This window comes from Endozoicomonas sp. OPT23 (assembly GCF_009653635.1).
Taxonomy (GTDB): domain Bacteria; phylum Pseudomonadota; class Gammaproteobacteria; order Pseudomonadales; family Endozoicomonadaceae; genus Endozoicomonas_A.
The window spans coordinates 245824-261192 of the sequence record NZ_PPFD01000006.1 but is presented as its reverse complement, the minus strand read 5'-3'; the positions used below and the strand labels follow the sequence as shown (position 1 = coordinate 261192).

The window sequence follows — 15369 nt, the reverse complement described above, 5'->3', positions numbered from 1 at the left end:
TATTGTTTGCCTGAATAAAGCGTCAGTAGATATCTCCAAAGAAATTGGGATATAGTCTAATACATAATCAGTATAGAAAAATGGATGGATCACATTGAGGCAATTAACTGAGCTACGAAATCGATCAAACAACAACATATCATTGGTTGTGTTGTAGTGAACTATATTGGCCTTGGAGATCGAATGGATACTCGGTTAAATAAGGTGCTTGTTATATGCCTTTTCATCTTATTTTTTCTTCTGTCAGATATTTACTATCAAGCGGTTGGGCGTATATTTGACTATATTGCCATCCTCATTTTTCTAGGGATGTGGGTATTTAATTTTCACTCATTTCGCTCATTTCAAAGATCTTATATTGTTAGTGCGTCATTACTCTTGGTTTTTATTGTATTTCCATGGTTATTAATGGGTGTTCTGAATGAGAGTGTCTTAGCTAGTGCGGCCCTGCTAATTGGGTTGGCTTTTGTTTTTCCATTGTCTTACTATTTTACATGTTGTGGCCTTCGGTCATCAGTAGAGAAAAGTGTCAATCTGTTAATTTTATTGAATGCTTTGGTTTTGTTAGGAACGTATCTTACATACCACATTTTTGGTGTTTTTTTTGATATTCCTTCCATTTTCGGCTCTATAGAATCAAGAGCTTTGAATGTACCCCTAAATTACTTTAGACCCTCTGGAATTTATCAGGAACCAAATGCTTATTGTACAGTAATGTTTTCTTTATTAGCTGCTTGTTCTTTTATGGAGAAAAGAAGCAGGGCTGTTGAAATTCTGGGGATTATCACGATAGCACTTACTAAGTCGCTGTGGGGAATGGGAAGTATTTTATTACTAGTGTATTTGCTGTACGGAATTCGTGGGTTACGAAATACAGCGATAGTAGTGATCACTTTGTTTTACACAGCCACACTTTCTACTGATATTAGTATTGATTCTATTGCTGAAAGGTCTGTTACAGTATCGAGAGTTGTTAATCTGTCAGATGATCCTTCTAGACAAGCACGATATGGAGATGTTGAAAATGTCAGCTTTAATATCTTCTTCTTCATTGGGCATGGTGTTGATTCGAAGAATTTTCAAAGTTTAGCTGCAAATGGCATCGCATTTATGATTTATTGCTTCGGATTTATTGGTTCGATTATTGTATTTGTGTATTTGTTGGCTTTAAATCGAGCCAATCATAAACACATGCTTGCAATTGTTTTTTTATTGAGTACTTACCCTTTATTCTCTTATATGTATTTTTGGTTTTGGCTTGGTATTACTCTTGCGTTTATAAGGAGTTCTCCAAAGATCAGGACGATTGCATCAGCCTGAAGATATAGAAGATATAATAGCCAGTTCATAGCAGGGGAAGAGCATGCCCCCTCGTCGAGTATTATTTGCAGAACATTCTTCATTTTTTAGAACTCATAGTAATTCAATCGAAATTCGTCGTTATTTTAGAAAAATCAGTAATCGTAAGGGGTACATCAGAGCTACGGCTGGCTATAGTTGAATTGAAAACAACCTGACTTATGCTGTCAGTTTATTCTTTTGAGTACATTACTCTGAAAGTTGTAAAAATTTTGCGCTAAGCCAAAGCTGATGAGGGAGGTCAGGATCTTATCCTGCCGTAATAGCTCCCTGATGTTTTGAAGCCTTTTCCAAATCCAGTGTGTTTCACTATTTCGACGATAATGTTTCTAGCTAACTGGTACCAATGATGAAAAAGTTAATAGTTGATCTCGATGGAACACTAACATTATCTGATACATCAGATTATTTAAATGTTGCGCCGAACAGAGAAGTAATAGATAAATTAAAGGATTACAAGGATAATGGGTTCGAAATTGTAATATCTACAGCCAGAAATATGCGTACATTTGAAGGTAATATAGGAAAAATAAATATTCACACTTTGCCAGTCATTACCAACTGGCTAGATAAACACGATGTACCCTATGATGAAATAATTGTGGGTAAGCCTTGGTGTGGCTTTGAGGGGTTTTATATAGATGATAAAGCTGTTCGTCCTTCAGAATTTAGTGCCATGACTTACGAAGAAATTCAAGAGCTATTAGTGAAAGAGAATTCGTATAACGATGGTGGGAATGCATGATTCTTATAACTTCTGGAGCTTATATTTCCGCCGATCTTATTTCAGACATAGGGCGCTTGCCACCAGCATTTTTACCTGTTGGCAACAGACGACTATTTACCTTGCAGCTTGAACAAGTTAAAAAAATCCAAGGTGATATTTATCTTTCAATCCCTGAAGATTACGAAATTAGCCATTATGACAGGGTTGCTCTTGAAAAATCAGGTGTAATTTTAATACAAATACCTGAAGGTCTTACTATCGGAGAGTCCATTCTTTATTGTTGGAATAGTACAGGAAAGCAGTACAATAAACTGCAAATTTTGCATGGTGATACATTGATCCAAGATCAGAGTTTTGAAACTTTGGATGTAGTGTCTATTGCTCAAAATCAGGGATACTATCATCGCGCTACCGTTTCAAGAGGTAATCTCAGCAAAGGCATGATTAAAGATGCATGGGCTGGTGATGATGAGTGGGTCTTGTCGGGCTACTTTGCTTTCAGCAAACCTCACTTACTCATTCAAGGAATCGTTAAGAACCATGGTGACTTTGTTCAAGGGTTAAAGCATTACAGTCAGCAGACCCCGCTATTTGGTCAAGAATCTGGTACATGGCTTGATTTTGGACACATCAATACATTTTATCAGTCGCGTACCTTGATCACGACTCAGCGTGCGTTTAACGAGATGCAAATATCCCTTCGTACTGTGACCAAGGCAAGCAGTAAAGCTCAAAAAATGAGAGCCGAAGCCAATTGGTTCAATTCTTTACCCGGTGTGTTGCGTATTTATACTCCTCACTTATTGAAGAATGAAGTTGATAGTGATCACCCAAGTTATTCATTGGAGTATCTCTACCTTTTGCCATTAAATGATCTGTTTGTCTATGGTCAGCTGCCCGCAAATAGTTGGCGTCAAATTTTCCGTTCATGCAAGGGAGTCAGCCAAAAATTCAGGTGTTATAAGCCTGATCAGAAAATAGAATGCAAAAAAATAGAAAGTTTGTATTTGCCAAAAACCTTAGGTCGTTTACAGGATTTTATAAAGCAGGTTGATTTCGATATCCATAAGACTCTATCCATTAATGGTCGGAAAGTACCCTCTCTGGATTCTATTGCGAAAGAAACAGCTGAACTTATATCCACGCCTGATGATTCTTCTATTGGGATTTCACATGGTGATTACTGTTTTAGTAATATCCTCTATGATCCACGGATAGAGTCAATCAAGCTAGTAGATCCAAGAGGAATTGATAACGATGGTACACTTACTATCTATGGCGATGCACGTTATGATATTGCAAAACTTCATCACTCTGTAATCGGCTTGTACGATATGATTATTGCCAACAGATTTGAATTAAGTGCAGATATTGAAAATGGACAATTCTCACTTGTTTTTCCAGATCAAAAAAGAATAGAGGCGATACAAGAAATATATAGAAGCATCTTTTTTTCTCACCCTATTGATTTAGAAAAAGAGATACTAGCTATCACTATTCATCTATTCATTTCAATGTTGCCACTGCATTTTGACCGTCCTGATGGGCAGCTAGCTATGATAGCTAACGCTTTACGCCTTTATAGTGATTTGATGGATATGGATAGCGTGAAAGTAGAGGCTGTTACATGATAGTGATACCAATGGCCGGATTATCAAGTCGCTTTACTAAGGCAGGCTATGACAAACCAAAATACATGCTGAAAGCTAAAAATAAAACCCTCTTTCAGCACTCCGTCGAAAGTTTTAAAAAGTATTTCGACTCTGAACAATTTCTTTTTATTGCTCTTGAAATCCAAAATACTGAACAGTTTATTGAGAAGGAATGCAGAAAGTTTGGTCTTAAAAATTACCAAACAGTAATCTTACCAAAGCCTACCAAAGGTCAGGCTGAGACGGTATATATGGGCCTCAAGGAAGCCATGGTTGCTGGCTCCGAACATTTAATAATATTTAATATAGATACATTTCGACCAGGATTTACGTTGCCGACATCATTTTCAATACGGGGTGTTGACGGTTATCTTGAGACATTTATTGGCTCTGGTGCAAACTGGAGTAATGTTGTCCCTATTAGTGATAATTCTGATAGAGTAAAGCTCACTGCCGAAAAAGAAGAGGTATCCGAACTTTGCTGTACTGGTTTGTATGTGTGGTCAAAATCAGAATTATTTTATCAGACATTTCAAGAGCTTTCGTTACAAAGACCGGAACAGCTCAATGGTGGTGAATATTACATTGCCCCCATGTACAACACTATTATAAAATCTGGTGGGGACATAAGATACACAGTAATAGACAAGAGTGAGGTTGTTTTTTGTGGTGTTCCAGAAGAATATATGGAGTTCATAGCTGCTTCATAATTTTCTGGAGATTAGTATTGAGGGTCTATTTTTAAGCTAAGTTTTGACTCAAAAAAGAAATCAATAAGATTCAATTAAATAAATATATCAAACTATTAATGGTTTATATTATATTATGTCATAGTTTTTCCTTTTTATGAAAAACTAAATATGAGCACAAAATTACCATGTCTGTAAGAAATGCAAACAGAGCGGCTGTTAATGTTTTCAATAATCATTCCTGTCTACAAGAGCTATACACTGCTAAAAAGGTGTTTAAATTCTTTAGTTCAGCAAAATCCCAGACTATTTGAAGTTATCATCGTTGATGACACTCCGCCAAAATATCGTCAAATAATTGATTTAAAGGAGTATCGATTCAGTCATAAGGTAGTTGCTAATTATAAAAATAGAGGGGTTACATTTTCTAGAAATAGAGGGTATTTCTTAGCAAGAAATAAGTACTGCGTTTTTTTAGATTCTGATGATACCTTAACCCCAAATTCGCTTTCATATCTATTAGAAATGATAGATTTACACAAGCCCCAAATTATTCTATCGCGGTGTTCAGATATATACGGCAATATAGTCGGATCAAGAATGGATTCAACTATTTCAAATTCAGTTTCTGTGCTTGTTGATACGTACGGTAAGGGAGAGCGTTTGGTGGTTGTAAAAAAGTGCTCATATAAGCCGTTTATTTCAAGTTTAAGAGGTCATGAGTTTGCTGGTCTTTTAAGATACATAGATCGTAATTCAGCTAGCAATGTGATCTCGGTAGATTTAAACAAAGTTACTCGCTGCTATCATGACGACAATATAAATAGTATAAGTGCTGGTAAATATTTACATTCAAGATTTAAGCTCATTATGAAAGGGCATTTGGTCTCAGTGATTTACTTATGTAAGTTTGGTCGGTACTTTAATTCCTTGAAGTTTTTTCTTAGATACTTGATTTATTTTTTTAGGATTAGAAGTTGATAATAATAGACCCTCATACAGATGATAATATATATTTTCCGCTTAGTTTTTTCTTGGCCAAAAGGAAAGCGCTAAAGAAGTATGAATATATCAAAGAGTCTGATGACTTATCTTTTTATTTTACGTATAAGTCAAGCTCGCTACCGAGAGTTGTTACAAACTATTTACCAGGGTTTTTATTGTTTCTTATAGTTAAGATTGAAATAATTATTTGGAGGCGTTTAAACAAAATTCCAAGATCAATAGTAATAAAAAAAGAAATTGATAGTAATTCTTTTATTTTTTTGTACAAAAAAGAACATTTGTTGAAGGAGTTGTCTTTTAGGTCCGACTATAGTATTTATTGTCATTTGTCACATTATCATTTGTATGATGTTGCTTGCGAAGCATATAATTCTGAAAATGTTTTTTTGTGTTATGATAATGATGTTTCAGGCCATTCATATTTCAATAAAAAATTTCCTTTATATAATAAAAAGCTGATTGTGGTTAGTTTTTTTGTCAAGGATAGGTTTTTTTCTTCGAATATTTCCTTGGAAGAAATGAGGTCGAAAATTGCGATCACAGGTACTTTCCATTCATATAAAAAAAGTAGTGGTGATTTTGGAATATATTGTGATGATATCTGTACCCTGCATCCAATTAGATACATGCTTTATAAAATGGATTTAAAGGATCCTTTGAGAAAAATACTTTCTATGCGTTTGTCGCGGTATACACCTAAGAAAAGCCTAATTGATCTGATATTAAACTTTAGGGAATATAGACAAAAAGATTACTTTGAATTTGATATAGTCAAGTTCTATTCTGGCCATAAATTTTCTATCGTTGCCGGAGAAGGTACTGGAGCGATAGCTATTGGAGCTTTGGAGGCACTGGCATCAGGTTCTATTCCATTTCTGACTCCGCATGAATCAAAAGGTCTTGATCTGCCTTTTGATTCATATATACAGTACGATGGAAGCTATGATGACTTAAAGGAAAAAATAGAAGAATGTTTTAGTTCTGAAGACTTCAAGGATCCTAATTATTACCGGAGTGTTGCAAAACAGTTTGATTATAAACACTGTCTTAAGAAGTTTAAAGCAAGGATTACTTGATGTGTGGGTTTGCAGGATTTGTTGGTGCTGATTTTGACCGACCAAAAGCCATTAGTACATTGCAGGAAATGGGGCTGGCTATAGAGCCGAGAGGGCCAGATAGTCATGGGGAAATTTATCTTGAAAAAATCGGAGTAGGTTTTTCTCATCGTCGACTTGCTATATTAGATTTATCTGAGCAGGGGCATCAGCCCATGCTTTCTAAGTCAGGAAGGTATGTTATATCTTTCAACGGTGAAATTTATAATCATCTTGAGCTTAGAGACGAACTGAATAATGATGGCATTAAGCCTGCTTGGCGAGGTCATTCTGATACTGAAACCTTATTGGCTGCAATTGAGCAATGGGGTTTATTGAAAGCTCTCCAGAAAGCTATTGGTATGTTCGCTATAGCATTATGGGATAACGAAAAGAATAAACTATTTCTTGCCCGCGATCGTTTTGGCGAAAAGCCTTTATATTATGGTTGGACAGGGGGGGTTTTTTTATTTGGTTCAGAACTAAAAGCATTGCGTGCATATACGTCATTTAATGCTGATATTGACCGTAACTCTTTGGCACTCTTTTTACGGTATAGCTACATTCCTGCACCCTATTCTATATACAAAGGCATCAGCAAGCTTCTTCCGGGGACAGTGCTTTCTCTGGATCGTCATACTAAAGATATTTCAATCAGTAAGTATTGGGATCCAAAGATTATAGCCGAGGAATCTGTTAACAATACAGTAGAAGAACAGGCACCTGAGACGGTTATTGATGATCTTGAGGTATTGCTTAAGTCTGCGATAAAGCAACAAATGATGGCCGATGTACCTTTAGGTGCCTTCTTGTCTGGTGGTGTTGATTCGTCGCTCATTGTTTCTTTGATGCAAGCACAGTCGGATAAACCAATCAAAACTTTCTCGATAGGCTTTCATGATAAGGAATATAATGAAGCCGAACATGCGCTTGCTGTAGCTCGGCACCTTGGCACTGAGCACCAGGAATTCTATGTTACTCCGGATGATGTTCTCACGTTGATCCCAGGTATCAGTGATATATATGACGAACCTTTTGCAGATTCATCCCAGTTACCAACGTATTTAGTGTCCAGAATGGCTAAAGAATACGTTACAGTGTCCCTATCAGGCGATGCTGGTGATGAGTTGTTCTGCGGTTACAACCGATATCTGATGACACAAAGAGTCTGGTCAAAACTACGTCTTCTACCTATTGCGGCACGAAAGGTCATAGCAAAAGGCTTACTGACTGTTTCAGCAAACAGTTGGAATCGTTTAAATCGGATGCTCCCTGGCAAAATCCAAATGCGTAACCTTGGGGATAAACTTCATAAAGCGGCTCAAGTTATCAGTGTTAGTGACGCTGACCAACTCTACCTCGGTTTAGTCTCTCACTTTCAAGATCCATCCAAATTAGTGATTGGCTCTGTAGAGCCCGCGACAATGGTGAATAATCTGAAAGGAGCTCTAAAAATAGTAGACCCCATTGATCGGATGATGGCTATTGATACTCTGACATACTTACCTGATGATATATTAACTAAAGTAGATAGAGCTGCTATGGCGGTGTCTCTAGAAACCAGAATACCTTTTCTGGACCATAGAGTGTATGAGTATGCTTGGTCATTACCGAAAGAGTTTAAGCTTAGGAATGGGTGCACCAAGTGGTGTTTACGAGAAATACTTTATCGTTATGTACCAAAACAACTTATAGAACGTCCAAAAATGGGATTTGCAGTTCCTATAGATAGCTGGTTACGTGGCCCGTTAAAAGGGTGGGCTGAATCTCTGCTTGAAGAGAAACGTTTACAGGCTGAGGGTTTCTTTGACGCGGCTCAAATTCAGGATCTTTGGCAACAACACCTGAGTGGTCAGCGCAATTTACAAGGCCAGTTATGGAATGTGCTGATGTTTCAGCAATGGTTTGAGAAACATCATAAATAAGTGCAAAGTTACTCTTCCAACGTAAGTGACTTAATAGCTTGCACGCTTCCTCAACGGATATTTCTTTTTTCCTGATAATACTGAAAAATTATGAAAACTATTCCTGTCATTATGTCAGGAGGCTCTGGTAGTCGCCTTTGGCCTCAATCCCGCTCTCTTTACCCTAAGCAATTCTTGCCATTGGTTAATGACCAGACAATGCTTCAGAACACTATATCACGGCTGGATGGGTTAAATTCTGTTTCAGCTCCACTGGTGATTGCTAATGAAGAGCATCGCTTTCTGGTGGCTGAACAGTTTCGTCAGATGGGTCGCAAGGCTTTAGCCATTATGCTTGAACCTGTTGGACGTAACACTGCGCCTGCGGTAGCTCTGGCTGCTCTGAAAGCTTTGAACCATGAAGAAGAGCCTTTGTTGTTAGTATTGGCGGCTGATCATGTGATTCAAGATGTTGAGGCTTTTCATCAAGCGGTTGAAGCGGCTTTACCTGCTGCTCGAAATGGTAAGCTAGTGACATTTGGTATTGTGCCTACACATCCCGAAACAGGCTATGGTTACATAAACGCATCTACCAGTTTTGAAGATAAAAGTGCTTTTATACCCGTTAGGAAGTTTGTGGAAAAGCCCGACTTAGAGAAAGCTCAGAGCTACCTTGCTTCAGGCAATTATTATTGGAATTCAGGTATGTTTCTGTTTAAAGCTTCACGATATTTGGAAGAGTTAGAAAAGTTCCGTCCTGATATTCTGAAAGTCTGTAAGAAATCAATGGTAGTACAAGATACTGACCTTGATTTTGTTCGCCTGGATGAAGATGTTTTTAAAGCATGCCTCGATGAATCTATCGATTACGCGGTGATGGAGAAAACCACGGATGCGGTCGTTGTACCTCTGAATGCCGGTTGGTCTGATGTCGGCTCCTGGTCATCTTTGGCAGATATTTCGGAAGAGGACGACGCCGGAAATGCCACCCTTGGGGATGTCATACTGCATGATACGCGCAATACATACGTCCGAAGTGAGAAGAAACTAATTGCGACAGTAGGTGTAGATGATTTGGTGATCACCGAAAGTGATGATGCCATCCTGGTGGCACATAAAAATCAGGTTCAGGATGTTAAAAAGATTGTCGAGCGTTTAAAACAGGAAGATCGCTCTGAAGCCAAGCTTCATCGTAAGGTTTACCGCCCTTGGGGCGCCTACGACTCTATTGATGCCGGTGAACGTTTCCAGGTTAAGCGTATAACGGTTAAGCCTGGTGCCAGGCTTTCTCTCCAGAAACATTATCACCGTGCAGAACACTGGATTGTAGTGAAGGGAACTGCACTTGTAACCAATGGTGATAAGGAGCTATTGCTTACTGAGAATCAGTCTACTTATATTCCTATTGGTGAGGTTCACCGGTTGGAAAACCCCGGAAAGTTCGATCTTGAAATGATTGAAGTTCAGAGCGGTGGGTATCTTAGTGAGGACGATATCGTCCGATTCGAAGATACTTACGGACGGGTTTAACCCCAGGGCAAGATCATGAAAGCCCCCGCTATGCTTGGACTGTAGAATGTTTATTGATCTTCCAGGAGTTTACAAATAATCAATATCAAAATGATGCATTTTGACGAAAACCAGTAATAACCATGGCTCCAAGCATATTGAAATATTCATGAAACTCTGCGCTTTTACATAGATAGCCTTCAAGAATCATATTTTTGCTCTAAAAATTTCAGAAACTTTACGCTAGGCCAAAGCTGATAAGGACTTTCATGATCTTGCCGTGGAAATGAAAGCAACTCTGCAGCAGATGGTTGGAGCTAAGAAGAACAAACGTGCAAACGCACTCAAAGAAGTAAAGCATCGTTGTAAAGAGTTTGGCTTTACGGCTGGGATGCTAAAGGTTCGCTAGCTGAAGATAGAAAGGCTGAGGAAAAGTAACGCTTAGCTTATTTTCTAAATATCACTTAAAGGATTGTTAACTTGAAATATCGCGCTGAAATAGACGGCTTGCGAGCACTTGCTGTTGTCCCCGTAATTCTTTTTCACGCTGGGTTTGAACTTTTTAGAGGGGGATTTGTTGGCGTTGATGTGTTCTTTGTAATCAGTGGTTACTTGATTACGACAATCCTTATTGAAGACATAGAGAATGAACGTTTTAGCATAGTAAACTTCTATGAAAGACGTGCGAGACGCATACTCCCAGCACTCTTCCTTGTAATGCTTGTGTGTATTCCGTTTGCTTGGATGTGGATGCTGCCAACTCAAATGAAAGACTTTTCGCAAAGTCTTGTGGCTGTCAGTCTGTTTGCATCTAACATTCTTTTTTGGCGCGAGAGTGGATACTTTAATGCAGCTGCAGAGGAAAAGCCTTTGCTGCACACATGGAGCTTGGCTGTTGAAGAACAGTACTACGTGCTATTCCCCATATTTCTCATCCTAGCTTGGCGCTTTGGTAAGAATAGAGTGTTTTGGATGATTGTTGTGATGGCAGCAATCAGTTTGCTGTTAAGTGAATGGGGCTGGCGTAACGAGGCAACGGCGAACTTTTACTTAGCCCCAACTCGTGCTTGGGAACTATTCGCTGGCTCTATCGCTGCATTTATTGTGCAGAAGAAAGGTGTGCAAAAGAACAACGCTTTGTCACTGCTTGGTTTAGCGGCAATAGTCTTTTCAATCTTTTTTTACGATGAAACAATACCATTCCCTAGCGTATACGCCCTAGTGCCAGTGCTTGGAGTTGTTCTGCTAGTGTTGTACGCAGATAAAGAAACATTTGCGGCTAAACTGCTGAGCACTAGAGCCTTTGTAGGCGTTGGTTTAATTAGTTACTCAGCATACCTATGGCATCAGCCCTTATTTGCATTTGCACGACTAAGAACGCTTGAAAACCCATCTTTATTATTAATGTCAGCACTTTGTGTTTTATCCTTGTCTCTTGCTTACTACAGTTGGCTTTTCATTGAAAAGCCATTTCGTAATAGACAATTAATTGAAGGGAAAAAGTCATTAATCATTTCTCTTTTTGGCCTAATTAGCTTTTTTGGGGTCGGCATAATTGGGCACCTAAGTGGAGGTTTTGACAATCGTTTTCCAAAAAACTTACAAACATTGCAAACTGATTTTACTGGTCGTAAACCTGAACTATGTGATTTTAATGAAGACTACTGTGTTCTGGGTAATATCGAGAGTGAGCATAGTATTTTAGTTTTTGGTGATAGTCATGCAGAAAGATTATTTCACCCAATAGTTGATAGGTATGGGGCTGATTACAAAATTTTTCTAACATGGGAGCGAAGTTGTTATTTGGGGGATGCGAAATGGCAACCTCTCTTGGGACATGATCCACTTCTTTGTGAAAGGAAAAGAGAAATAATTAGTGATTTGGTTCGCAACGAAAGTTTCACATATATTATTCAATCTCAATTTTGGATAAATGATGATTATGACTTTGAATCAATTAGCAATCTAACTGAAGCTTTGGTGGAGCAGATTAATGCTCTTCGACATTTTACTAATGAATTAGTTATCGTTGGAAATACGCCGTATAACCCAATAATATGCTTGCAAAGACAATATATAGGCCTGCAATGTGATCTTTATGCAAGGGAAATTGAGTTTGAAGAGGCTGGAAAAAATATTGCCGAGGAGAATAGAATGAATGTTAATTTTATTCATCCGTATAAATTACATAATAGATACCTAAATGGACAAATCTTTGATTCAAAAATGATATATGCTGACCAGCATCACTTGTCGGATTTTGGGGCAGATTTACTTGCAGCAGAAATTGCTGAAACGTTACAGTGAACTTTAAATTACACATTTCAGAAAGTAGTTAATAGAAAATGATTAATACTAATAAGTGAGTGACAGGGCAATCAAAAGAAACCAAGCAGCAATGTTCGTACGCTATTACGAGAACAGTGTGCGCTCATCAGCCAACACCACCTACCCCACAAGGCAAGGTCATGAAAGCCCCTGCCAGCTCAGGCCTAGCGTAAAGTTCCTAAAATTTCTAGAGCAAGAATATGATTCTTGAAGGCTATCTATGTAAAAGCGCAGAGTTTTATGAATATTTCAATATGCTTGATGCCGTGAGTATTACTGGATTTCGTCAAAATGCATCATTTTGATATTGGTCGTTTGTAAACTCCTGAAAGACCAATAAGCATCTTACACCCCAAGCGTAGCAGGGCAGGGAAAGAGCATGAAAGCCCTTGATATTAAAGGCTTCTAAAACTGTTCGCCTTCTCATTAATACGTCCAAGGTCTTATAAAGTGAGTTTTTATAAGACCTCATCAATGAAAGCTTTTGACTTGATCACTCAACTCTCAATAATCAGCGACCCACGACAAGCTTGGAAAGTCGGCCATAAATTGTCAGATATTCTCTTTCTGATGGTCTGTGGCGTAATTGCTGGCGCCGAAGGTTGGGAAGAAGTTGAGGATTTTGGGCATGAGCGACTTGATTGGTTTAAGGCACATGGCGACCTTAATGAAGGCATTCCGTCCCATGACACCATTGCCCGAGTGGTCAGCACGATCAATCCCAAGCAGTTTCAGCAATGCTTTATTGACTGGATGAACGCCTGTCATCAAGCCTCGGACGGTGACGTTATTGCTATTGATGGGAAAACACTTAGACGCTCCTATGACAAGAGTAAAAAGCGCGGAGCTATTCATATGGTCAGTGCTTTTTCAGCGGCGAACAATGTCGTTCTTGGGCAGGTTAAGACCGATGAGAAATCTAATGAGATCACCGCGATTCCAGAGCTTCTTAACTTGCTGGAAATCAGAGGCTGTCTTGTAACTCTTGATGCTATGGGCTGTCAGAGGGATATAGCTCAAACAATTGTCAAAAAAGATGCGGACTATTTATTGGCAGTTAAAGGCAATCAGGGAAGGTTGGAGAAGGCATTTAACCATCACTTCTCCATAGAGAAATTGAACGAATGGACGGGTGATAGTTTCATGACCCGTGAGACCGGGCATGGTAGAACAGAAAGTCGAATGTATTTTGTGAGCGATGTAGTTGATGAGTTTGTGAATTTCTCATTTGACTGGCCTGGCCTTAAAACATTGGGTATAGCGTTATCTTCCAGAGAGTTGGAAGGAGAGCTTCTAAGCCTGGATGATATTTGTATTCGTTACTACATCAGCTCAGCAGAACTGACAGCGGAGCAGCTAGGAAAAGCCAGCCGAGAACATTGGCACATTGAAAATAGACTGCACTGGAAGTTGGATGTTGCCATGCGTGAAGATGACTGCCGAATCCGTAGAAATGATGGTGCAGAAGTGTTCGCAGGGTTCAGGCATATAGCCGTGAACTTGTTGAACAACCCGAAAACCTTTAAGGCAGATCTTAAAAGGAAACAGAAGAAAGCGGCGATGAATACTCGTTATCTTGCTGAAGTCTTCGCAGGGCAAGGGATTGCATGATCTTGCCGTGCCTGCTGAATAATATTACAACGTTCAAAGCGGGCCTGAATAGAATCAAAAGAGCGCAGTTTTGAGTGCACGGTATCTATCTGAAGTCCTTGCTGGGGAGCTTTCATGATATGACCGTGAGGTGTGAATCCTTTATTTAAATTTATTGAATTAGTTTGTAAGCGGAGTGTCAGAAATTGAGTTCCATTAGTGATCAAAATATTGCTGTTATAGGACTGGGTTACGTTGGCTTGCCCTTAGCCGTTGAATTCGGTAAGCATTACTTAACTATAGGCTTTGATATCAACGCCAATCGTCTAGCTGAACTCAAGCAGGGTTATGATAGCACTTTGGAAGTAGATGATCATGAGCTCGCAGAAGCCCGGCACCTTTCTTATAGTTGTTCGCTTGATGATTTGAAAGCCTGCAATACTTATATTGTAACAGTGCCAACGCCAATTAATGAGAACAAAAAGCCAGACTTAGCGCCCTTGATCAAGGCGAGTGAAACTATTGGCAAAGTGCTAAAACAGGGTGATATCGTAATTTATGAATCGACTGTTTACCCTGGTGCGACCGAAGATGACTGTGTACCAATTTTAGAGCGGGTTTCTGGCTTGACCTTTAATAAGGATTTCTTCTGTGGTTATAGTCCTGAACGAATTAACCCAGGTGATAAAGAGCACCGTGTTACCTCAATCCTGAAAGTAACCTCCGGCTCAACACCAGAAGTAGCAGAAACTGTAGATCAGCTTTACCGCTCTATCATTACTGCCGGTACTTACAAGGCAAGCTCTATTAAAGTAGCAGAAGCTGCAAAAGTCATAGAGAATACTCAGCGTGACGTAAATATTGGTCTCATCAATGAACTGGCTTTGATTTTTAACAAGCTCAGTATTGATACTGAGGAAGTACTTAAAGCAGCTGGCACTAAATGGAATTTTCTACCATTTCGTCCTGGATTGGTCGGTGGGCACTGCATTGGCGTTGACCCCTATTACCTTACACATAAGGCTCAGTCAGTCGGCTATCACCCTGAGATCATTCTGGCAGGTCGTCGCTTGAATGACGGTATGGGGGCTTATGTTGCCAGTCAATTAGTCAAAGCAATGCTGAAAAAACGCATCCATGTTGAAGGTTCCGTCGTGCTGGTAATGGGTCTGACCTTCAAAGAAAACTGTCCGGATATCCGCAACACCAAGGTCGTTGATATTATATCTGAGCTTCAAGAGTATGGTGTTCAGGTTGATTGCTATGACCCATGGATTAATTCTGAAGAGGCACAGTCTGAATATGGTATTACACCTATCAATGAGCCTGCTATAGCCAAATACGACGCTGTTATAATGGCCGTAGCTCACAAGCAGTTTATTGATATGGGAGCTGATAAAATTCATACCCTATGTAAACCATCTCATGTTGTTTACGATCTCAAATATACCCTTGCAGCGGATGCCAGCGATCTGCGCCTCTAATCTGTTTCATTTTAATCTAATTAAGGAT

Annotated in this window: 11 protein-coding genes; all 11 read left to right on the top strand. The window is 39.1% G+C overall.

The features are described from left to right. Window positions 1-183 precede the first annotated feature (183 nt). The 11 genes from EOPP23_RS15100 to tviB all read left to right on the top strand — a co-directional run bounded on the left by EOPP23_RS15100 (window position 184) and on the right by tviB (window position 15341). Entirely contained in the window at window positions 184-1320 is a 1137-nt protein-coding gene (locus tag EOPP23_RS15100; protein ID WP_153766834.1) for a hypothetical protein, read from the top strand. A 385-nt stretch (window positions 1321-1705) separates the two neighbouring features. Further along, window positions 1706-2104: an HAD-IIIC family phosphatase gene (locus tag EOPP23_RS15095; protein WP_370514776.1), complete on the top strand. Its 399-nt coding sequence runs from the start codon at window positions 1706-1708 to the stop codon at window positions 2102-2104. Next, window positions 2101-3717, top strand: a complete 1617-nt coding sequence (locus EOPP23_RS15090) for a hypothetical protein (protein WP_153766833.1) — start codon at window positions 2101-2103, stop codon at window positions 3715-3717. Before EOPP23_RS15095 ends, EOPP23_RS15090 begins: the two co-directional genes overlap by 4 nt. An 11-nt stretch (window positions 3718-3728) precedes the next feature. Further along, window positions 3729-4448 (top strand): capsular biosynthesis protein, encoded by a 720-nt coding sequence (locus tag EOPP23_RS15085; protein WP_228550737.1) that lies wholly within the window; start codon window positions 3729-3731, stop codon window positions 4446-4448. 180 nt (window positions 4449-4628) lie between these two features. Next, window positions 4629-5408 (top strand): glycosyltransferase family 2 protein, encoded by a 780-nt coding sequence (locus tag EOPP23_RS21835; RefSeq protein ID WP_153766831.1) that lies wholly within the window; start codon window positions 4629-4631, stop codon window positions 5406-5408. Beyond that, complete coding sequence (locus tag EOPP23_RS15075; protein ID WP_153766830.1) at window positions 5405-6508, top strand: hypothetical protein; 1104 nt, start codon at window positions 5405-5407, stop codon at window positions 6506-6508. Before EOPP23_RS21835 ends, EOPP23_RS15075 begins: the two co-directional genes overlap by 4 nt. After that, complete coding sequence (gene asnB, locus EOPP23_RS15070) at window positions 6508-8451, top strand: asparagine synthase (glutamine-hydrolyzing) (RefSeq protein WP_153766829.1); 1944 nt, start codon at window positions 6508-6510, stop codon at window positions 8449-8451. The genes EOPP23_RS15075 and asnB overlap by 1 nt, the downstream gene beginning before the upstream one ends. A 90-nt stretch (window positions 8452-8541) precedes the next feature. Further along, a complete protein-coding gene (locus EOPP23_RS15065; protein ID WP_153766828.1) occupies window positions 8542-9960 on the top strand; it encodes a mannose-1-phosphate guanylyltransferase/mannose-6-phosphate isomerase in 1419 nt (472 codons plus the stop codon). Window positions 9961-10419: 459 nt separating this feature from the next. After that, window positions 10420-12246 (top strand): acyltransferase family protein, encoded by a 1827-nt coding sequence (locus EOPP23_RS15060; RefSeq protein ID WP_153766827.1) that lies wholly within the window; start codon window positions 10420-10422, stop codon window positions 12244-12246. 495 nt (window positions 12247-12741) lie between these two features. Next, entirely contained in the window at window positions 12742-13878 is a 1137-nt protein-coding gene (locus EOPP23_RS15055; protein WP_153766826.1) for an ISAs1 family transposase, read from the top strand. Window positions 13879-14063: 185 nt separating this feature from the next. Further along, a complete protein-coding gene (gene tviB, locus EOPP23_RS15050) occupies window positions 14064-15341 on the top strand; it encodes a Vi polysaccharide biosynthesis UDP-N-acetylglucosamine C-6 dehydrogenase TviB (RefSeq protein ID WP_153766825.1) in 1278 nt (425 codons plus the stop codon). Window positions 15342-15369: the final 28 nt, after the last annotated feature.